Consider the following 19,224-nt stretch of genomic DNA (forward strand, 5'->3'; position numbering starts at 1 on the left):
CGGCCGCCCCGGCGAACCCGCCGCCGCGCTGGCCGGCGGGGGCCGCCGTCGTGCTGGTGCTGGAGCTGACCAGCGCGGAGGCGATGCCGCCGCTGGCGAAGGAGGCGATGACGGCGCCCGCCACGCTCCCGAGGGCCACCAGGACCAGGGCCTCCAGCACGAACTGCAGCCCGATGGTGCGGTGCGGTGCGCCGATGGCCTTGAGGACACCGATCTCGCGGCGGCGCTCACGGACCAGCATGACCATGATCAGCAGGATGATCAGCCCCGCGGTACCGAGTGCGGCGATGAACGCCACCATAGAAATGTTCTTGACGCTGTCCAGGGAGGTGACGGCGGTTTCGAGGTTGCGCTGGCCCTGCGTGACGTCGGCCTTGTCGGTGCCGAGCGCGTCCTGCAGTGCGGTCTTGGCGGCGTCGACGTTCTCCATGCTGTCTACCGTGACGATCATCGTAGATAGTTCGCCGGGCAGCTCGGCCAGGTTCTGGGCAGTGGGCAGCGTGACGTAGAGGGCGTTGTTGCCGAACGCGGTGCCGGCGTCGAACAGGCCGGCGACGGTGAAGGTCTTGCTGTTGATGGTGAAGGTGGAGCCCACCTTGAGGTTGTTCTTTTCGGCGAGGGTGGTGCCCAGCAGCGCCTTGCTGGACGTGGCTGTGTAGTCACCCAGACCGGTACCCGAGGTCAGTTCCAGCGCCTTGCCGGTGCTGTCCACCTCTGCGCCGGTGCCGGTGGCCGTAATGGGAAGGGACCGCGCCGGCTGGGTGGTCGCGGTGCTGCCGGTGGTTCCCGTGGTTGCGGTAGTTCCGGTCGTTCCGGAGCTGTCCTGGTTGCGGGCGCCGAGCGTTCCGGCGTCGACTGCGGCGGTGAGGCTGGTGGTCAGCGTGGTGGGCTGGCCGCCGGGGCCGCCCTGTCCGCCGCCCGGGCCGGCCTGGGTGCCGGCTGCAGTCTGGGCTGCGGCCTCCGTTGCGTTGCGCAGCCTGAGCGCTTTGGTTCCGACGACGGCGGTCACGTTCGGGACGTCCGACGCCGTCGCCGCCTGCTCGGCGGTGAGTGGCTCGCCGCCGCCTTCGAAGCCCTGGCCGCCAGCCGGGTTCACCGTCAGCGCGGTCCCCACCGAAGCATTCAGCTCCTGGACCTTGGCTCCGACGGCCTGGTTGGCCACCAGCATGGCCAAAGCCAGGCCTATGGCCACCGCCAGCACGGCCACAACCGCCGTTGTTCGGACCTTGTTTCTAAACGCATTGCCTACACTTCGGGCGAGGACGCTCACTGCACTCCTTGGGATCAGATGCCGGGGGATTGGCCGGCTTCGGATCCCACACTGGTGCCCGCTGCTGTGCGCGAAACGGGCCGAACCTATGTTTGCGCTGTGAAGCCGGGACAAGCGAAAAGTGAGAGAGCGTCGGGTGAGGGGTTGCGGGAAGTGAGAGAGCGTCGGGTGAGGGGTTGCGGGAAGTGAGAGAGCGTCGGGTGAGGGGTTGCGGGAAGTGAGAGAGCGTTGCGTGGCAAGGCAAGAGCCCCGGCCCTCCCTGGTGAACTGGTCACGTGCGGGGGAGCCGGGGCTCTGCGGTGTCTGTGGTGTTACTTGGTGATCGGGCCGAGAACCGGATCGTCCACGTAGGCCGTCTTGACGTTTTCCTTGGTCACGATGACCGGCTCCAGGAGGTAGGCCGGAACAGTCTTGACCTTGTTGTTGTAGGACTTGTCATCGTTGATCTCAGGCTTCTTGCCGGCCTGGATGTCCTTGACCATGACGATCGAGTGCTCAACGAGCTTGCGGGTGTCCTTGTTGATGGTGGAGTACTGCTCGCCGGCCATGATGGACTTGACGGACTCCTTTTCGGAGTCCTGGCCGGTGACCACCGGAAGCGGCTTGCCGGCAGCCTTGACGGCGGTCAGCACGGCGCGGGCGAGGGTGTCGTTCGGGGACAGGACGCCGTCCAGCGACGCGGAAGTGTAGCTGCCGGTCAGGAGCGTGTCCGCACGGCGCTGGGCGTTTTCTGCCTTCCAGCCCTGGGTCACTGCCTGCTCGAAGGACTTCTGCCCGGAAAGCACCTTCAGCGTGCCGTCGTCGATCTTCGGCTGCAGGACGCTCATGGCGCCGTCGAAGAAGACCTTGGCGTTGGCATCGTCAGGGGAACCGGCGAAGAGCTCGACGTTGTACGGGCCGTCGGGCTTCTTGGCCTTCATGCCGTCCAGCAGCGCCTTGCCCTGCAGCTCGCCCACCTTGAAGTTGTCGTAGGCCACGTAGTAGTCCACGTTCTCGGTGTTCAGCAGCAGACGGTCGTAGGCGATGATGGTGGCGCCGGCGTCCTTGGCCTGCTTCAGCTGGGTGCCCAGCTGGGCGCCGTCGATTGCGCCGACGATGATGACCTTGGCGCCCTTGGTGATCATGGCGCTGATCTGGTTCTGCTGCTCCGAGACACCGCCGTTGGCGAACTGTACGTCCGGCTTGAAGCCTGCCTGGCTGAGGCCGTCGTTGAACAGCTTCTCCGCCAGGACCCAGTTCTCACTGGTCTTCTGGGGGAGCGCGACGCCGATCGAGGAGTCCTTGGGGAACGCCTCGCCACCGGCGGTGCCGCCGCCCGTCGTGCCTGTGTCGGAACGGCCGCAGGCTGTCAGCGCCAGTGCCGCGATGGCAGCGATTGCTGCCGCCTTTCCTGCCTTACCAATCATTCGCATTTGCTCGATTCACTTTCTATAGGGGTGGGAAATGCATCCGGGGAGCGGGCGGTGCTCAGGCTTCCCGGGAGATGGTTTCCTTGGTGGAAGTCACTTCGTCGGGCTGGAGCGCGGTGCCGCCGCTGGGGCGGTTGAAGCCCTGGGTCAGCATGCCGATGATGGAGCGCTTGCCCTGGCTCTTGTTGTAGACGTCGAACGCAACGGCGATCAGCAGGACCAGGCCCTTGATGATCTGGGTCAGGTCGGCGCCGACGCCGAGGAGCTGCAGGCCGTTGTTCAGCACGGCCATGACCAGGCCACCGACGATCGAGCCGATCACGGTGCCGACGCCGCCGGTGACCGCTGCGCCGCCGATGAACACAGCGGCGATGGCATCAAGTTCCCAGCCGACGCCGTCGAACGGGCCGGATGCGGTGGAGCGGCCGACGAAGATCATGCCGGCGAGGCCGGCCAGGATGGCCATGTTCATCATGACCAGGAAGTTGACCTTCTTGGACTGGACACCGGAGAGTTCGGCGGCGTGGCGGTTGCCACCCACCGCGTAGATGTGGCGCCCGACGACGGTCTTGGAGGCGATGAAGCCGTAGATCAAGACCAGGACGGCGAGGATGAGGCCGGGGATGGGGAAGGATGTGCCCGGGCGGCCGGTGGCGAACAGGTAGGTGGCGTAGAGGATCGCGCCGCAGACCAGGATGAGCTTGGTGGCCACCACCCAGCCCTCGGGGACTTCAGCGCCGAGGGCCTTCGCGGTGCGGCGGCTGCGGAGTTCGCTGAAGACCACGAACGCAACGGCGAGCAGGCCCAGCAGCAGGGTCAGGTTGTTGAAGCCGGTGTTCGGGCCGACCTCCGGGAGGTAGCCGGAGCCGATGTACTGGAAGTCGGAAGGGACGGGGATGGTGTTGGACTTGCCGACGAACTGGTTGAAGCCGCGGAAGAGGAGCATGCCGGCCAGCGTGACGATGAAGGCGGGGATGCCCACGTAAGCGGTCCAGAACCCTTGCCACGCCCCGATCAGGGCACCGAGGGCGAGGCCCAGCAGAACGCCGGCGTACCAGGGGATGCCCCAGTCCCGGATGGCCAGCGCCACCGTGACGCCGACGAAGGCCGCCACGGATCCGACTGACAGGTCGATGTGGCCGGCGATGATCACCAGCACCATGCCGATGGCGAGGATCAGGATGTAGGAGTTGCCATTGAAGAGGTTGATCACGTTGCCCGGCGTCAGCGTGCGGCCCTGGGTAGCGAATTGGAAGAAAACGATCAGTGCCACCAAGGCGAAGATCATGCCGAATTGGCGGGTGTTGCCGCCAAAGAGCTTCTTGAGCGCGTTCATTTTGTCAGTCCTTGTTCTGGAAGGTTCTGGAGGGTTCCAGAGGGTCAGGCGGTTTTTCGGGCGGAGGTCATGAGTTTCATGAGGCTTTCCTGGCTGGCGTCGTCCTTGTTCAGGACGCCGGTGATGGAACCTTCGAAGATGGTGTAGATGCGGTCGGAGAGTCCCAGCAGTTCGGGGAGTTCGGAGGAGATCACGATGACGCCCTTGCCCTGGTTGGCCAGTTGCTGGATGATCCCGTAGATCTCGTACTTGGCCCCGACGTCGATGCCGCGGGTGGGCTCATCCAGGATCAGCAGGTCCGGGTCCGTGAACATCCACTTCGCCAGGACCACCTTCTGCTGGTTCCCGCCGGACAGTTTGGCGACGCCCTCCTCCACGGACGGCGTCTTGGTGCGCAGGGACTTGCGGTACTGCTCGGCCACCGTGAATTCCTTGTTCGCATCGACCACCAGGCCCTTGGTGATCTTCTTCAGCGCCGCCGAGACGGTGGTGGTCTTGATGTCGTCCAGCAGGTTCAGGCCCAGCGACTTCCGGTCCTCCGTGACGTAGCCCAGTCCGGCGTCGATGGCCTGCTTGACGTTCTTCAGGTGGAGTTCCTTGCCGTTCTTGTAGATCTGGCCGCTGATGTAGCGGCCGTAGGAACGGCCGAACACCGACCGTGCCAGTTCGGTGCGGCCGGCGCCCATCAGTCCGGCGAAACCGACGATCTCGCCGCGGCGGACGAAGAAGTTCGAACCCTTGCAGACCAGGCGGTCCTGCACCTGCGGGTGCCCGACCGTCCAGCCCTTGACCTCGAACAGGACCTCCCCGATCTTGGGTTCGTGGTCCGGGAACCGTGATTCCAGGGTGCGCCCCACCATGCCTTTGATGATGCGGTCCTCGTCGACGCCGTCGGCCTTCACGTTGAGCGTCTCGATGGACTTGCCGTCACGGATGATGGTGATGGAGTCGGCGATCTGTTCGATCTCGTTGAGCTTGTGGGAAATGATGATGGACGTGATGCCGCGGCCCTTCAGGCCGAGGATCAGGTCCAGCAGGTGCTGGGAGTCGGATTCGTTCAGTGCGGCAGTCGGCTCGTCCAGGATGAGGAGCTTCACGGACTTGTTCAGCGCCTTGGCGATCTCCACCAGCTGCTGCTTGCCGACGCCGATTTCCTTGATCGGGGTGTCCGGGTCCTCGCGCAGGCCCACCCGGGCGAGCAGCTCACGGGAGCGGGTGCGGGCCTCGGCCCAGTCGATCACGCCGCGCTTGACCGGTTCGTTGCCCAGGAAGATGTTCTCGGTGATGGACAGCTCCGGGATGAGCGCCAGTTCCTGGTGGATGATCACGATGCCGGCGTGTTCGCTGGCCCGGATGTCCTTGAACTGCTGGACCTCGTTCTGGTACACGATGTCGCCGTTGTAGCTGCCGTAGGGATACACGCCGGAGAGGACCTTCATAAGGGTGGACTTTCCGGCGCCGTTTTCCCCGCAGATCGCGTGGATCTCCCCGGCCTTCACCACCAGGTTCACATCGGACAAGGCTTTAACGCCCGGGAATTCCTTGGTGATGGAGCGCATCTCCAGAAGAACCGGCTCGCTCTGCGTGTTGAGGGACGTCATGTGCCCTTACGCCTCCAATGCATTGACTTCGTTGTCTTCCCTGCAATCTGCAGGGCCGTCTGATGAAAAAAGTAGATGGAGCATGCCCTTGTCGTCAAGTCTTTAACGCAACGGCGGCATAACGAAACGCTACGTGCGCCGGATTCCGGCGTGCTGGAAGACCAAGGATGCGGCGCCCAGGGCCTCCGCGCGGTCGTTCAGGGACGACATGGTCAGGATGGTGGTTTCGCCAATCACCGGGACGGCGTGCCGCACCAAACCTCGCCGGATGGGATCCAGCAGGATGTCGCCCAAGCCCGCCAGAGGGCCGCCCACCACGATCACCTCGGGGTTGATCAGGTTGGCCACGTTCCCCAGCGCCCTGCCCACCGCAAGACCCGCGTCGTCCACCACGCGCAGGGTGGCTGCATCCCTCGCCAGCGCCTTGCGAACGATGTCCTCGGGTGTCAGCGGACGCTCCTCGCCCCGGCTCAGCAGTTCGATCATGGTGGTGGTGGATGCGATGGTCTCCAGGCACCCCCTGTTGCCGCAGCGGCAGATCAGCCCGTGTTCGTGGATGGTCGCGTGGCCGATTTCGCCGGTGATCCCGACGTTGCCGTAGTACGGGTTGCCGTTGAGGATCAGGCCCGCGCCGATGCCTGACCCGATCTTCATGAACAACAGGTTGCTGATGCCGCTGTGCGGCCCCCACGTGACCTCGGACAGAGCACCGAGATTCGAGTCATTGTCTACGAATATGGGGAACTGGAACGCCTCTTCGAGGCGTTCCAGGATATCGATGCCCACCCATTCGGGCAGGATCGCCCCCTGCGCGACGGTGCTGGTGCGGCGGTCAATCGGGCCGGGAATTCCGACGCCGGCACCCACCACGGCGCTGCGCTCCACGCCGCTGTCCGCCAGCAATTTTTCGAGCAGGGCGACGGCGGCCTGGATGCCCTGCTCCGCCTGGTGTCCGAGGGGCAGTAGTACCGATTCCTCGGCGATGATGTGGTAACTGAGCGAGGCCAGAACCACCCGCAGGTGCCGCCGGCCAAAGTCGATGCCCACCGCCACGGCACCGTTGCTGTTGAGTCGGACGTTAAGTGCGCGCCGGCCGGAACTGGTGGTCGGCTCGGTGGACGCCAGCCCGGAGTCCTGCATGATCTTGACGATGTTGGACACTGTCGCGGTGGACAGTCCCGTCTGCCGCGCCAGTTCCGCCTGGGTGGAAGGGCCATTGAGCAGGCATTCAATGATCCGCTGCTGGTTCAGGTGCCTGAGGGCGGATTGCGACCCGGGGTTTTTGGTTCGGCTCCTCGTTGAGCGCGCTGGTGAGGGCATGAAATGAACATTGCACCATCGGCGGCCTTGTAGTCAAGAAGTTAACGCAAGGACACGGCATCTGGAATAGTGAAAGTGCCGGGCAATCTGTCCCATGGGCGGTGCGGTGCGGTGCAAATGGGCCCTGATGGGATGCCTCCGCCGCGGATACGCTGAGTGAAACGGCGTCCGGTGTTGGGCGGGCGTCCACGAAGACTTGAGGTGATCACGGTGAAGCTGGCGCTGATGCAGGCGAACTCCAGTGTTTTGGACATCGAACGGAACTGCGCAGCCATCGACCGCGCGGCTCAGACGGCCGCGGAGGCAGGCGCCGCGGTGCTCCTGACCCCCGAGCTTTTCCCGGTGGGCTACGCCCCGCTGCGGGTCAGGGCGGAGCTGGACCCCCGGACGCTGCCCGACATCCGGCGCACCCTTGCCGGCATCGCTGCCACCCACCGGATCGCCCTGGTCTACAGCCTGCCTGCCGTCACGGCCGATGGGCAGTGGCAGATCACCGCGACGCTCCTGGACTGTGCCGGAGAAGAGCTCCTGACGTACGCCAAGGTCCACCTCTTTGGCCCGGAGGAGCGCAAGGCGTTCAGCCCCGCGGAAGCAGCCCCCGCCGTCGTCGATCTGGGTGGCGTCAAAACCTCGTTGGCCATCTGCTACGACGTGGAGTTTCCCGAAACCGTGCGCGCCGCTGCAACGGAGGGGGCCGACCTGCTCCTGGTTCCCACGGCGCTGGCGCACGGCTTCGAATCGGTGCCGCAGGTGCTGCTGCGGGCCCGCGCGCTGGAGAGCCAGCTGACCGTGGCTTATGCCAATCACTCCGGGGACGAGGACGGCTGCACTTTCCTGGGCGGAAGCGTCATTGCCGGCCCGGACGGCGAACTGCTCGCCGCCGCCGGTCCGGGCCCGGAACTGCTGTTCGCCGAGGTTAGCGCCGAGGCGGCCCGGCTGGCGCGGGATGCTGTGCCCTATCTGCGCGAACGGCGGCCGGATGTTTACCGCACCTGGGACGGGACCGGACGGCCTTAGTCGGGGCCGGCCGGCAGTTCGTCCACGTACTGCAGTGCAATCCAGAGTTCGGCCCGGACCTGCGCCTGGTTCAGGTCGGTGTCCAGCAGTTCGGCCACAGCATTGACCTGCCGCCGGACGCTGTTGCGGTGCAGTCCCAGCGTTTTGGCGGTGGCATCCCAGTTCCCGTTCTCGCCGAGCCATGCCCTCAGTACGGACAAATGCGCGGTGCGGCGTTCGCTGTCCTGGCTGAGCAGGGGCTCCAACAACCGGCCGGCCAGCATGGTTCCGGCCTCCTGGCCCAGCAGACCAGCGACTGTCCACGTCACTTCACCCACCCGGGCGCTCTTGCCCGTGCTCTGGACTCTTTGCCGCAGAGCGGTCACCCGCTGGTAGGCGCTGCTCAGGTCCGTGAGCTCGGTGGCATCGCCGATGACCAGCCGCCAGCCGAGCTTCTCCACTTCAGCCAGCAGCGCGTCGTCCACTTTGAGCCGGGTGATGGCGGCGAAACCGTAGTCCGTGAGCTCCACGAGCTTGGTGTCGAACAGGCGGCGCCACTGCAGCAGCTCCCGTACCGGGCTTTCCGCGGTCCGTCCGGCGGCCGGCCCCACCCTGTTTCCCTGCACGACGCGCAAGGGGCCGGAGCGCGTGGAGGAAGTGCTCTGGGCCAGCAGGTCCCGGAGGCCGTTGATGTGCCGAGCTCCGCCGGAAGCGAGGCTGTCCGGGTGAAGCAGGAGGGACGTGGCCAGCTGGCTCGGTGCCAGGGAACCGCTGGTCCGTTGCCGGACCAGCAGCTCAAGGAGTCCGACGGCGGAGGAGACAACGCTGTTCTGCGCCGGAGTCAGGGGCGCATCAGTGCCCAGCACCAGCGCGCCAAGGTTGGCGTCGCGGGTGCTGCGCAGCGGGTGCCCGAAGACGAGCGCTGAGCCAGGGACATTGAAGGTATCCATCTCCACCCGCGGCCCGCTGCCACCCAGCAGCCTGTCGAGCAGCGGCTGCAGGGTGGCGGCATCGACGCCCGAGCCAGCCCGGGCGCGCACCCGCCCGTCCGCGCCGACCAGCATTGCCCAGACCGGGACCCGCTGGACCAGGGCGGCCAGGAGCTCATGTTCGGGCCGGGCGGACAGGACTGCGCGCATCAGCTGCCGGTTCGTATCCGCGAGGTGGCGGAACACCTTCGCGTTCTCCGACTCCAGCAGCTGTGAGAACTCGAGCCCAATGGCAGCGAACGGGACCGTGCTGGGCACTCTCACCAGGGTCAGGTTGTGCCGGACACAGGCGTCCACCACAGTGTCCGGCACGGCGCTGAAGTACGGTTCCAGGCCAAAGCCCAGGGCCCCCACCCTGGCCTTCACCAGGCGCCCAACGTAGGCGTCAACCCGGGCGGCGTCACCCGCGTCGCCAACGAAGGGCAAACCTGCCGTGAGGAGGAATTCTCCGTCGAGCAGGTAGGGCGTGGGGTCCTCCAGCTCACTCGGCTCAACCCACCGCAGCAGTCCCGGACCGTTGCCGCCGTCGTGAAGAACGGTGAGCTCCGGCGGCAGCTTCGCCAGGAACTGTTCCAGGGTGACGACGCTCAGCCGCTCCGCCGCCGCCCTGGCTGCCGGCGCCGTCCGCGTCCCCGCCTCAGGCGACATCCGGTGCACCGTCCCCTGGCTCCTCGTAATCCGGGCACTCGTGTGCCTGCGGGAGGCGGTAAGCGCGGGGTAGACGCGGTGCGATCCTGTTGATGATCTCGTCGCCGTGGCTTCCGATCGCGGCACCCCACTCGTCGGCGCTCGCGGCCCCGTTCCGGGGATCGCCGAACAGGACGGCCGTGTCACCAACGCTGACACCGCCGGGCTCAGGACCCAGATCCACCATGAACTGGTCCATGCACACCTTGCCGATCACGGAAACCCGCCTGCCGCCCAACTGCACCACACTCCGGCCGGAAATGCCCTTCGGGATACCGTCGGCGTAACCCAGCGGTATCAATGCCAGGGACCTCGGCTCGTGGGTGATGGCCTGGTGCTCGTAGCTCACGCCGGTGCCGGCCGGAACCTTCTTGACTAGCACCACGGGGGCGGTCACTGACAGGGCCGGGCGGAGACCATAGTCGGCCGGGTTAAGGTGGTCCGCCGGGGCAAGTCCATAGATGGCCAGCCCCGCGCGCACCATGTCGAAGGCGAATTCCGGCCGGTCCAGGATATTTGCCGAACTCGAGACGTGACGCAGTTCCGGATCCAGTCCTGCCTCACGGGCCTGCCGGACGGCCGTCTCAAAGGCATCTACCGCATCGGCATTTCCAGGGTGGGCGGGAACGTCCGCCCACGCCAGATGGGTCCAGATGCCCCTCACCGTAAGATGCCCGGCGAGTTCCGCTTTCCGTGCTGCCGCCACCAGATCAGCCCAGTCCTCCGCGCGGGCGCCGCCACGGCTTAGGCCGGTGTCCAACTCGAGATGGACGGCGGCTGGCTGTCCAAGGGAGCGGGCTATGCCCGCAACGATGTCCAGTTGGGTGACACCTCCCAGGGAGATGTCGACATCGTGGCTGATTGCCTCACGGATCGTTTCGCTCGACGCGGAGGCGAGGTACAGCCACGACAGCACAGGTGCCGTGATGCCCGCCTCGCGCAGGGCCAGGGCCTCGGTGAGCTGCGCGGTACCCAGCCAGTCGGCGCCGGCGGCGAGGGCTGCGCGGGCCACGTCGATTAGGCCGTGGCCATAGCCGTTTCCCTTCACTACGGCCATGAAATGGGAGGCCGGGGTGAGCGCCCGGAGGGCCCGGACATTGTCTGAAATGGCGGAAAGATCAACGCTGACCTGCCCGGAAAGCACCGCCTCTGGCGTGCTTGTCTGTTGTGCATTACGTCTCATGCCAAAACACTATAGGTCATTTTGCACAACGGTGAGACGCGGCTCACACGCCTAGGCTGGAGGGACGGAAAGCCCCAACTACCAATGAACGGACGTCAATGATGACTGTGCCCACCCAAGCAGGACAGCGGCCTCCCGTGCAGGCCGGCCGCCCCGGACTGGCAGCCCAGCTGCTCCGCCGCAAGCCGATCTGGCAAATGGTCCAGGAAGCCGAGACAGGCCACGGCGGAACCCGTCTGGTCCGCAGCTTCGGGGTCCTGCAGCTGACGATGATCAGCGTGGGGGCCACCCTCGGCACCGGCATCCTCGTGATCCTGGGCGAATCCGTGCCGCTGGCGGGACCGGCCATCTGGATCTCGTTCGCCATCGCCGGCCTGGCCGCGCTGCTGTCCGCCGTGTCCTACGCCGAAATGGCTGGCCTGGTGCCGGCGGCGGGCTCCAGCTACTCGTACACGTACGCCACCATGGGCGAGGGCATGGCCTGGATCTGCGGCTGGTGCCTAGTGCTCGAGTATGCGGTTTCCGTGGCAGCGGTGGCAGTGGGCGCAGGCCAGTACGTCAACGAGACGCTGGCAGTCTTCGGACAGGTCCTGCCCGATGCGGTCTCGCAGCCGCCGGGCGACGGCGGTCTGGTCAATATCCCGGCCATGCTGATCGTGGTGCTGGCCATGATCCTGCTGGTGCGCGGCGCCAAGGAGAGCGCGTGGATCAACACGGTGATCGTGCTGGTCAAGGTGGGCATCCTGGTCTTCTTCTGCGCGGTGGCCTTCACCGCTTTCAACGGCGGCCACTTCGAGCCGCTCCTGCCCATGGGCGCCGCCGGCGTTTCGGCTGCCGCCTCCCGGGTGTTCTTCTCCTACATCGGCTTTGACGCCGCCTCCACCGCCGGCGAGGAAGCCCGCAATCCCAAGCGCGACCTGCCCCGGGCCATCATGCTCTCCATGCTGATCGTCACCACTATCTACGTGCTGGTTGCCGTTGCCGCCATCGGTGCCCGCCCGTGGGGCTGGTTCGACGGCACCGAAGCCGCACTGGTGAAGATCCTGGAGGAAACCACCGGCCAGCCGTGGATCGCACTGGTGTTCGCCGTCGGCGCTGTGCTCGCCATCGCCAGCATTGTACTGACCGTCCTCTACGGACAGACCCGCATCCTTCTTTCCATGTCCCGCGACGGACTGGTTCCCCGCGTCTTTGGCCGCGTTTCCCACCGCACCGGCACGCCCGTTGCCGGAACGCTGATCGTGGGAACCGCCGTCGCCCTCACCGCCGGGCTGGTCCCGCTCGGGGCGCTCGCAGACGCCACCAGCATCGGTACCCTGTTCGCCTTCGCCCTGGTGAACGTGGCCGTCATTTACCTTCGCCGCAGCCGGCCGGAACTCACCCGGACCTTCCGGGTTCCCCTGTTCCCACTGACACCGATCCTGGGCGCGCTGATGTGCGTCTACCTGATGGCCAACCTGGGTGCAGAAACGTGGGTGACCTTCGGGATCTGGATGCTCGTGGGACTGGCCGCCTACTTCGGCTACGGCAGGCGGCACTCGCGGGTGGCCGCGCTGGGGCAGGAGGAATACCGTGAACTATCCGGCCGTGATTCTTCCCCAGCTCCCGTATCCGCTGCACAGACAACTTCCCACCAGTAAGACAAAACACGAGACCACGGAGACAGACCTTCCATGACAACCGCTACCGAACTGCCGGCCTCCGACCCGTCCAGCGCCACCACCACTGTTCCCGGCCTGCCGGGGGAACCGGGCCAGGCTCCGGTGACCATGCTGAACCCGGACTTCCCGTTCAGCTACGACCACTACCTGTCCCACCCGGACGGACTGGGTTCGGTCCCGCCGGAACTGCACGGCACCGAAGTCGCCGTGGTGGGTGCCGGGCTGTCCGGGCTGGTGACCGCATATGAGCTCATGAAGCTTGGGCTGCGTCCGGTGCTCTACGAAGCGGACCAGCTCGGCGGGCGGCTGCGTACCGCCAGCTTCCCGGCGGCCCCCGATGTGGTGGCAGACCTTGGTGGCATGCGGTTCCCGGTTTCCGGCAAGGCGTTCTACCACTACGTGGACCTGCTGGGACTGGAGACGCAGGACTTTCCCAACCCGCTGGCCCCGGCCACCTCCAGCACCGTGATTGAGCTGGCGGGGCAGAAGCACTACGCCACAACCTCGGCGGACTTACCGCCGTTCTTCCGCGAAGTGGCCGACGCCTGGAAGGCCGCCGTGAACGACGGCGCGCAGTTCACCCAGATGCAGGAAGCCATCCGGGCGCGGGACACAGCCAGGATCAAGGAACTGTGGAACGAGCTTCTTCCGGAGCTCGACGAGGAGACCTTTTACGGCTTCATCGCCGGCAGCCAGGCGTTCCGGAAGGCGGGCTTCGCACACCGCGAGGCGTTCGGCCAAGTCGGCTTCGGCACCGGCGGCTGGGACACCGACTTCCCCAACTCCATCCTCGAAATCCTCCGCGTCGTCTACACCGACGCCGACGACCAGCACCGCCTCATCGCCGGGGGAGCGCAAAGGCTCCCCGAGGCACTCTGGCGCCACGCGCCGTCGGGCATGGTGCACTGGCCGGAAGGGACGTCCCTGGCATCCCTGCACTCCGGCTCCCCGCGCGGAGCAGTGGAGCGGATCAGCCGTGACGCCGACGGCAACCTCCGCATCCGGGAGCGCTGGGGGAGGGAAGCCTCCTACCCTGCGGTGGTCACCACCTGCCAGTCGTGGCTGCTGTCCACCAGGATCCACACCGAGGAGGCCCTGTTCCCGGCTGCGCTGTGGACGGCGATAGAGCGCTCGCACTACATGCAGTCGTCCAAGACCTTCGTGATGGTGGACCGGCCATTCTGGAAGGACATCGATCCGAAAACCGGCAGGGAAGTGCTGTCCATGACGCTCACGGACCGGCTCAACCGGGCCACCTACCTGCTTGACAACGGCCCGGACCAGCCTGCCGTGATCCTGCTGTCCTACACCTGGAACGACGACGCGCTGAAGTGGCTGGCGCTCGACGCCGACGAACGCGTGGAGCTGATGCTGCACTCGCTCGAGCAGATCTACCCCGGCGTGGACATTGCCAGCCACATCGTGGGCCAGCCCATCACCGTCTCCTGGGAGGCCGACCCCAACTTCATGGGCGCGTTCAAGGCCAACCTGCCCGGCCACTACCGCTACCAGCAGCGGCTCTTCACGCACTTCAAGCAGGACCAGCTGCCGGAAAGCCAGCGCGGCATCTTCCTCGCCGGCGACGACGTTTCCTTCACCGCCGGCTGGGCAGAGGGCGCCGTGACCACCGGCCTGAACGCGGTGTGGGGCGTGGTGAACCACCTCGGCGGCTCATCTGCACTCGGCAATCCCGGCCCCGGCGACCTGCTGGACGAACTGGGCCCGATCAGCCTGGACTGAGGCGCGGCCCGCTGGTTGAGTTAGGGGGCGGTTGGGGAGCGAAACCGGTCAGCGGCCGCTTGCGTGGAGTTCGCGGTGCGCCTGGGCGAGCTCGCGGTAGTGCGCTGCGTTGCGCTTCACGCCGTCGAACTCCTCATCGGTGAGTTCGCGGCGGACCTTGGCCGGGACCCCGGCCACCAGCGAGCGGGGCGGGACTACCGTCCCTTCCAGCACGACGGCGCCGGCCGCCACGAGCGAGCCGGCGCCGATCACCGCCCCGTTGAGGATGGTGGCGCTCATTCCGATGAGGCAGTCGTCTTCCACGGTGCAGCCATGGACGACGGCGCTGTGCCCGATGCTGACCCGCGCCCCCACGCTGCAGGGGAAGCCCGGGTCGGCATGCAGCACCACGTTGTCCTGCAGGTTGCTGCCGGTGCCCACGGTGATGGCGGCGGTGTCCGCGCGCACCGAAACGCCGTAGAACGCGCTGGCGTCCTCGGCGAGCGTGGCGCGGCCGATGACCGATGCCGTCGGCGCAACGAAAACGGAGGGGTGGATGTCCGGCGTGTCACCGGCGAAGGGATAAATGGGAGCCATGCCCCCAGCCTAGGACACGGCGACCTGATGACCCCTCCTGCCGGGAGGCCGTCAGTGGGCTCCGCCGACGTTTAGGACGACGACGCCGGCCACCACCAGTGCGATCCCGAGGACCTTCATCAGGTTCAGTTCCTCGCCGAGGAAGACGGCACCGATCGCCACGATGGCAACCGTTCCGAGGCCTGACCACAGGGCATAGGCGACTCCGACCGGCACGCTCTTGACCACCTGCGACAGCAGGGCGAAGGCAACCCCGTAGGCCCCCAGGCACCAGACGCTGGGCCAGAGCCGGCTAAATCCTTCTGTCGACTTCAGGAGGCTGGTGCCCAGGACCTCCGCGGCGATCGCCAGTGCCAGATACACGTAGCCCAAGACGTATTGTCCTCTCTCATTGCTGGGGCCCGACCGGCGTGCTGCCGGCGTTGCGCACCCAAGGTCCCATCCTAGGTGCGCACAGGGCGGCGGAGGTGAGCCAGGTCCAGCTCGCCCAGCGGGTGATGAGCATCTGCTGGGCTGCGCTTCTGCTCGGCGAGCAGCTGGCGCGGGCCACTATTGTCGGCGGAGTCGCGGTCGTACTCTGCGCCGGCGCCGCCGTCCGCGTACGGCTCAACCGACCGCCAGCGCCCTAGGGAAGGACGACGGCGATCGGCGCACCCGGTTCTGCCACCCGCTCAAGCTCCCGCACGACGTCGTCCGCCTGATCCGCCGTGAGCCCTTCCAGCGACTGGACAGCCCAGACCGCCGGGAAAGTATTCGCGGCGAACGGCAGGCGCGCGGGCTCCGCCACGGAGACGCTCAGCCGGCGGGCCATTGCGTATCTCACGTTGCCGTCGAAGGGGTCAACGCCGGTGTAGTGGATGCCGGCCTCGACGAACCGGAGGCCGTCGTCGCCCGGGCCGCAGCACACGTCCAGCACGGCGTGCCTGCCCTGTGCCTTGAGGAGGGCGATGAAGGGTTCCAGTGAAGTTTCCGTCAGCAGAGTCATCGTGTTAACCAGTCTTGGTTAAAGCCCGCCGGGTGTGAACCGCTGGCCAGCCCCGCAGGCGGAGTGTCAGTTAAAAACGACCGTCCGGTTGCCGTCCAAGAGCACGCGGTGTTCGGCGTGCCATTGCACGGCCTGGGCCAGGGTGCGGCCTTCCACGTCCCGGCCCATCTGCACGAACTGCTCCGGCGTGCGCGCGTGGTCCACCCGGATGACTTCCTGCTCGATGATCGGGCCCTCGTCCAGCGCGGCGGTGACGTAGTGCGCCGTGGCACCGATCAGCTTCACGCCGCGGGCATGGGCCTGGTGGTACGGCTTGGCGCCTTTAAAGGACGGCAGGAACGAGTGGTGGATGTTGATGGCCTTGCCGGTCAGCTCGGTGCACAGGTCATCGGAGATGATCTGCATGTAACGGGCCAGGACGGTCAGTTCCACGCCCTCTTCGGCGATGATCTTGCGCAGCTGGTCCTCGGCCTGATCCTTCGTGTCGGCAGTCACCGGGATGTAGTGGAACGGAATGCCGTAGAACTCGGCCAGTCCCGCCAGGTCGCGGTGGTTGGAGACGATCGCGGGGATCTCGATAGGGAGCGTGCCGGAACGCTGCAGGAACAGGAGGTCGTTCAGGCAGTGGGCGGACTTGCTTGCCATCAGCAGGGTGCGGACCTTCCGGCCCACGGGGTTCAGGTTCCACTGCATGCCGAAGGCGTCGGCCACCGGCTCCAAGGCAGCAACCACTTCGCCCTGGGAAGCGGTGGTGGTGGCTTCCACGCGCATGAAGAAGGTCCCGGTGGACTCGCTGCCGTACTGCTGGGAGTCCGTAATATTGCAGCCCGCTACGAGCAGGGCGCCGGCCACGGCGTGGACGATTCCCGGGCGGTCCGGGCAGGACAGGGTTACGACGTACGATTTGGCGAGCTGGTCTTCATTCACGAAGAACAGCCTACCCGCGCGTCGGCCCCGCTTTTGATAGTGTGGTGGCGTCGCAACTGGCGTTTGGGTGGCTAACCACCAGGGAGCGGCATTCACGAAGACCACGGATCGTACGCCTGGGCCGAGGGTCATGTTTTGCCGGTAGCGCTGCGCTTCTCGAAGAGCGGCCACCCGATTGCGCTGCGGCGCCCTGAATAGACCTGCGCCCGGTACGTTTCCGGATGGTGGTCACTGACGGGCGGAGCAACGTTCCAGCCGGTAGCCTGACCTTTAGTAGTGCCCATCCCTAGCCAGGAGTTCTTCGTGACCACCTCACCGACTTCCGTTAGCACCTCCGCCGTCAGCGACCAGCCGCTGGCTGAGCTCGATCCCGAGATCGCCGCAGTACTGGACCAGGAACTCGGCCGCCAGCGCGGCACCCTGGAAATGATTGCCTCCGAAAACTTCGCCCCCCGCGCCGTCATGGAAGCCCAGGGCTCCGTTCTGACCAACAAGTACGCCGAAGGCTACCCGGGCCGCCGCTACTACGGCGGCTGCGAGTACGTCGACGTCGCCGAGCAGTTGGCGATTGACCGGGTCAAGGACCTGTTCGGTGCCGAATACGCCAACGTCCAGCCACACTCCGGCGCGCAGGCGAACGCCGCCGCGCTCTCCGCCATGATCACCCCCGGTGACAAGATCCTGGGCCTGTCCCTGGCCCACGGCGGACACCTCACGCACGGCATGAAGCTGAACTTCTCCGGCAAGCTCTACAACGTGGCCGCCTACCAGGTGGAGCAGGACACCTTCCGCGTTGACATGGACAAGCTCCGCGAGCAGGCCATCGCCGAGAAGCCGCAGGTGATCATCGCCGGCTGGTCCGCCTACCCGCGCCACCTCGACTTCGCCGCGTTCCGCTCCATCGCCGATGAAGTGGGTGCCCTGCTCTGGACGGACATGGCACACTTCGCCGGCCTTGTGGCAGCAGGCCTGCACCCGAGCCCGGTGCCGCACTCCGACGTCGTCACCTCCACCGTGCACAAGACCCTCGCCGGTCCCCGCTCGGGTGTGATCCTGGCCAAGCAGGAGTGGGCCAAAAAGCTCAACTCCAACGTCTTCCCTGGCCAGCAGGGCGGACCGCTCATGCACGTCATCGCCGCCAAGGCCGTGGCCTTCAAGATCGCCGGCACCGCCGAATTCAAGGAGCGCCAGGAGCGCGTCCTGGAAGGCGCCAAGATCATCGCCGACCGCCTCAACCAGTCCGACGTTGCCGAGGCAGGCGTCTCCGTCCTCACCGGCGGCACCGACGTTCACCTGGTCCTGGTCGACCTGCGCAACTCGCAGCTGGACGGCCAGCAGGCCGAGGACCTCCTGCACTCCGTGGGCATCACCGTCAACCGCAACGCCGTGCCGTTTGACCCGCGCCCGCCGATGGTCACCTCCGGCCTGCGGATCGGCACCCCGGCCCTGGCCACCCGCGGCTTCGGCGCCACGGAATTCACCGAGGTTGCCGAGATCATCGCCACGGCACTGAAGGCCGGCTCCGCCACAGACGTCGAGGCCCTGCAGGCCCGCGTGGACAAGCTCGCCGCCGACTTCCCGCTGTACCCGCAGCACGAGCAGTGGTAATCCATGACTGAAACCGCAAAAACCGCGCAGATCCTTGACGGCAAGGCTACCGCCGCAGCCATCAAGGCCGAGCTGACCGAACGCGTGGCCGCACTCAAGGCCAAGGGCGTCACTCCGGGACTGGGCACCATCCTGGTGGGGTCTGACCCCGGCAGCACCTGGTACGTGGGCGGCAAGCACAAGGACTGCGCCGAGGTGGGCATCAACTCCATCCGCCGCGACCTGCCCGAGGAAACCACCCAGGACGAGCTCCTGGCAGTGGTCCGCGAGCTGAACGACAACCCGGAGTGCACGGGCTACATCGTCCAGCTGCCGCTGCCCAAGCACATCGACCAGGACGTCATCCTGGAGGCCATGGATCCGGACAAGGACGCCGACGGCCTGCACCCGATGAACCTGGGCCGGCTCGTGGCCAACATCAGCGGCCCCATGAAGTCCCCGCTGCCCTGCACCCCCAAGGGCTGCGTGGAACTTCTCACCCGGCACGGCATCGACCTGAAGGGCAAGCGCGTCCTCGTGGTGGGCCGCGGCGTGACCATCGGCCGCCCGGTTGGCCTGCTGCTGACCCGCAAGGATGTCAACGCCACCGTGGTGCTGGCCCACACCGGCACCGCGGACCTGCCGGCCGAACTCCGGCAGGCCGACGTCGTGATCGCCGCGGCCGGCGTGCCGCACCTGGTCAAGGCGGAGGACCTGAAGCCCGGCGCTATCGTGCTCGACGTCGGCGTGAGCCGTGTGGACGACGGCACCGGTAAGGCCGTGGTCACCGGAGACGTGCACCCGGACGTTGCCGACGTCGCCGCCTGGCTGTCCCCGAACCCGGGCGGCGTGGGTCCGATGACACGCGCCATGCTCCTGGCCAACGTGGTGGAAACCGCGGAACGCCAAGCGGGCATCGCGTAACCCCGATCCTGGTAGGGCGTCTACTCCTTCAGG

16 protein-coding genes, 1 pseudogene and 1 riboswitch are annotated in these 19,224 nt (G+C 66.6%); of the genes and pseudogenes, 6 read left to right on the forward strand and 11 right to left on the reverse strand.

The features are described from left to right. From DBZ45_RS11520 to DBZ45_RS11540, 5 genes are all read right to left on the reverse strand, one after another. On the reverse strand, positions 1 to 1,270 hold a 1,270-nt coding region (locus DBZ45_RS11520; RefSeq protein WP_111904137.1), incomplete at its 3' end, for an ABC transporter permease. Between the two features lie 311 nt (positions 1,271 to 1,581). Further along, positions 1,582 to 2,682 (reverse strand): substrate-binding domain-containing protein, encoded by a 1,101-nt coding sequence (locus DBZ45_RS11525; protein ID WP_111904045.1) that lies wholly within the window; start codon positions 2,680 to 2,682, stop codon positions 1,582 to 1,584. Positions 2,683 to 2,737: 55 nt separating this feature from the next. Further along, positions 2,738 to 4,015, reverse strand: a complete 1,278-nt coding sequence (gene mmsB, locus DBZ45_RS11530) for a multiple monosaccharide ABC transporter permease (protein WP_111904046.1) — start codon at positions 4,013 to 4,015, stop codon at positions 2,738 to 2,740. A gap of 44 nt (positions 4,016 to 4,059) precedes the next feature. After that, entirely contained in the window at positions 4,060 to 5,616 is a 1,557-nt protein-coding gene (gene mmsA, locus DBZ45_RS11535; protein WP_111904047.1) for a multiple monosaccharide ABC transporter ATP-binding protein, read from the reverse strand. Between the two features lie 129 nt (positions 5,617 to 5,745). Continuing rightward, positions 5,746 to 6,936, reverse strand: coding sequence for an ROK family transcriptional regulator (locus tag DBZ45_RS11540; protein ID WP_111904048.1), 1,191 nt, complete (start codon positions 6,934 to 6,936; stop codon positions 5,746 to 5,748). 225 nt (positions 6,937 to 7,161) lie between these two features. On the opposite strand from DBZ45_RS11540, the gene DBZ45_RS11545 reads away from it, so the two are divergent. Next, the gene (locus tag DBZ45_RS11545) at positions 7,162 to 7,953 is read left to right on the forward strand and encodes a nitrilase-related carbon-nitrogen hydrolase (RefSeq protein WP_190243104.1); all 792 of its coding nucleotides are present in this window, start codon (positions 7,162 to 7,164) and stop codon (positions 7,951 to 7,953) included. Here the strand turns inward: DBZ45_RS11545 and DBZ45_RS11550 are convergent. Both DBZ45_RS11550 and alr read right to left on the reverse strand, forming a co-directional pair. Further along, positions 7,950 to 9,569, reverse strand: coding sequence for a PucR family transcriptional regulator (locus tag DBZ45_RS11550; RefSeq protein ID WP_111904138.1), 1,620 nt, complete (start codon positions 9,567 to 9,569; stop codon positions 7,950 to 7,952). The genes DBZ45_RS11545 and DBZ45_RS11550 overlap by 4 nt on opposite strands. Continuing rightward, positions 9,559 to 10,791, reverse strand: coding sequence for an alanine racemase (alr, locus tag DBZ45_RS11555; protein WP_111904050.1), 1,233 nt, complete (start codon positions 10,789 to 10,791; stop codon positions 9,559 to 9,561). Before alr ends, DBZ45_RS11550 begins: the two co-directional genes overlap by 11 nt. 101 nt (positions 10,792 to 10,892) lie before the next feature. Here alr and DBZ45_RS11560 point away from each other — a divergent pair, with 101 nt between their 5' ends. Next, positions 10,893 to 12,431 carry an amino acid permease gene (locus tag DBZ45_RS11560; protein WP_111904139.1) on the forward strand — a complete coding sequence of 513 codons (1,539 nt, stop codon included), beginning with the start codon at positions 10,893 to 10,895 and terminating at the stop codon, positions 12,429 to 12,431. 33 nt (positions 12,432 to 12,464) lie between these two features. After that, the gene (locus tag DBZ45_RS11565) at positions 12,465 to 14,192 is read left to right on the forward strand and encodes a flavin monoamine oxidase family protein (RefSeq protein ID WP_190243100.1); all 1,728 of its coding nucleotides are present in this window, start codon (positions 12,465 to 12,467) and stop codon (positions 14,190 to 14,192) included. Positions 14,193 to 14,240: 48 nt separating this feature from the next. Here the strand turns inward: DBZ45_RS11565 and DBZ45_RS11570 are convergent, their stop codons facing one another. Both DBZ45_RS11570 and DBZ45_RS11575 read right to left on the reverse strand, forming a co-directional pair. Then, a complete protein-coding gene (locus tag DBZ45_RS11570; protein WP_111904051.1) occupies positions 14,241 to 14,768 on the reverse strand; it encodes a gamma carbonic anhydrase family protein in 528 nt (175 codons plus the stop codon). Between the two features lie 51 nt (positions 14,769 to 14,819). After that, positions 14,820 to 15,140: a DMT family transporter gene (locus DBZ45_RS11575; RefSeq protein WP_111904052.1), complete on the reverse strand. Its 321-nt coding sequence runs from the start codon at positions 15,138 to 15,140 to the stop codon at positions 14,820 to 14,822. An 89-nt stretch (positions 15,141 to 15,229) separates the two neighbouring features. Here DBZ45_RS11575 and DBZ45_RS11580 point away from each other — a divergent pair. Then, positions 15,230 to 15,397 (forward strand): annotated as a pseudogene (locus tag DBZ45_RS11580) (EamA family transporter); the annotation flags it as partial. On the opposite strand, the gene DBZ45_RS11585 reads toward DBZ45_RS11580, so the two are convergent. Beyond that, entirely contained in the window at positions 15,394 to 15,753 is a 360-nt protein-coding gene (locus tag DBZ45_RS11585; protein WP_111904053.1) for a class I SAM-dependent methyltransferase, read from the reverse strand. The pseudogene DBZ45_RS11580 and the gene DBZ45_RS11585 overlap by 4 nt on opposite strands. A gap of 66 nt (positions 15,754 to 15,819) precedes the next feature. After that, entirely contained in the window at positions 15,820 to 16,680 is an 861-nt protein-coding gene (gene purU / locus DBZ45_RS11590) for a formyltetrahydrofolate deformylase (RefSeq protein WP_111904054.1), read from the reverse strand. A 42-nt stretch (positions 16,681 to 16,722) separates the two neighbouring features. Then, a riboswitch (ZMP/ZTP riboswitch) is annotated at positions 16,723 to 16,809 on the forward strand. A 174-nt stretch (positions 16,810 to 16,983) separates the two neighbouring features. On the opposite strand from purU, the gene glyA reads away from it, so the two are divergent. Together glyA and DBZ45_RS11600 are read left to right on the forward strand one after the other, a co-directional pair. Beyond that, positions 16,984 to 18,288 (forward strand): serine hydroxymethyltransferase, encoded by a 1,305-nt coding sequence (glyA, locus tag DBZ45_RS11595; protein WP_111904055.1) that lies wholly within the window; start codon positions 16,984 to 16,986, stop codon positions 18,286 to 18,288. Positions 18,289 to 18,291: 3 nt separating this feature from the next. Then, entirely contained in the window at positions 18,292 to 19,191 is a 900-nt protein-coding gene (locus DBZ45_RS11600) for a bifunctional methylenetetrahydrofolate dehydrogenase/methenyltetrahydrofolate cyclohydrolase (RefSeq protein ID WP_111904056.1), read from the forward strand. Positions 19,192 to 19,224: the final 33 nt, after the last annotated feature.

The organism is Arthrobacter globiformis (genome assembly GCF_003261175.1).
GTDB classification, from domain to species: domain Bacteria; phylum Actinomycetota; class Actinomycetes; order Actinomycetales; family Micrococcaceae; genus Arthrobacter; species Arthrobacter globiformis_A.

Bases quoted from the DNA above. Each gene is read 5' to 3' on its own strand.
- DBZ45_RS11525 (WP_111904045.1), bottom strand. From the start codon at position 2,682: ATGCGAATGATTGGTAAGGCAGGAAAGGCGGCAGCAATCGCTGCCATC.
- mmsB (WP_111904046.1), bottom strand. From the start codon at position 4,015: ATGAACGCGCTCAAGAAGCTCTTTGGCGGCAACACCCGCCAATTCGGC.
- mmsA (WP_111904047.1), bottom strand. From the start codon at position 5,616: ATGACGTCCCTCAACACGCAGAGCGAGCCGGTTCTTCTGGAGATGCGC.
- DBZ45_RS11540 (WP_111904048.1), bottom strand. From the start codon at position 6,936: ATGCCCTCACCAGCGCGCTCAACGAGGAGCCGAACCAAAAACCCCGGG.
- DBZ45_RS11545 (WP_190243104.1), top strand. From the start codon at position 7,162: ATGCAGGCGAACTCCAGTGTTTTGGACATCGAACGGAACTGCGCAGCC.
- DBZ45_RS11550 (WP_111904138.1), bottom strand. From the start codon at position 9,569: ATGTCGCCTGAGGCGGGGACGCGGACGGCGCCGGCAGCCAGGGCGGCG.
- alr (WP_111904050.1), bottom strand. From the start codon at position 10,791: ATGAGACGTAATGCACAACAGACAAGCACGCCAGAGGCGGTGCTTTCC.
- DBZ45_RS11560 (WP_111904139.1), top strand. From the start codon at position 10,893: ATGACTGTGCCCACCCAAGCAGGACAGCGGCCTCCCGTGCAGGCCGGC.
- DBZ45_RS11565 (WP_190243100.1), top strand. From the start codon at position 12,465: ATGACAACCGCTACCGAACTGCCGGCCTCCGACCCGTCCAGCGCCACC.
- DBZ45_RS11570 (WP_111904051.1), bottom strand. From the start codon at position 14,768: ATGGCTCCCATTTATCCCTTCGCCGGTGACACGCCGGACATCCACCCC.
- DBZ45_RS11585 (WP_111904053.1), bottom strand. From the start codon at position 15,753: ATGACTCTGCTGACGGAAACTTCACTGGAACCCTTCATCGCCCTCCTC.
- DBZ45_RS11600 (WP_111904056.1), top strand. From the start codon at position 18,292: ATGACTGAAACCGCAAAAACCGCGCAGATCCTTGACGGCAAGGCTACC.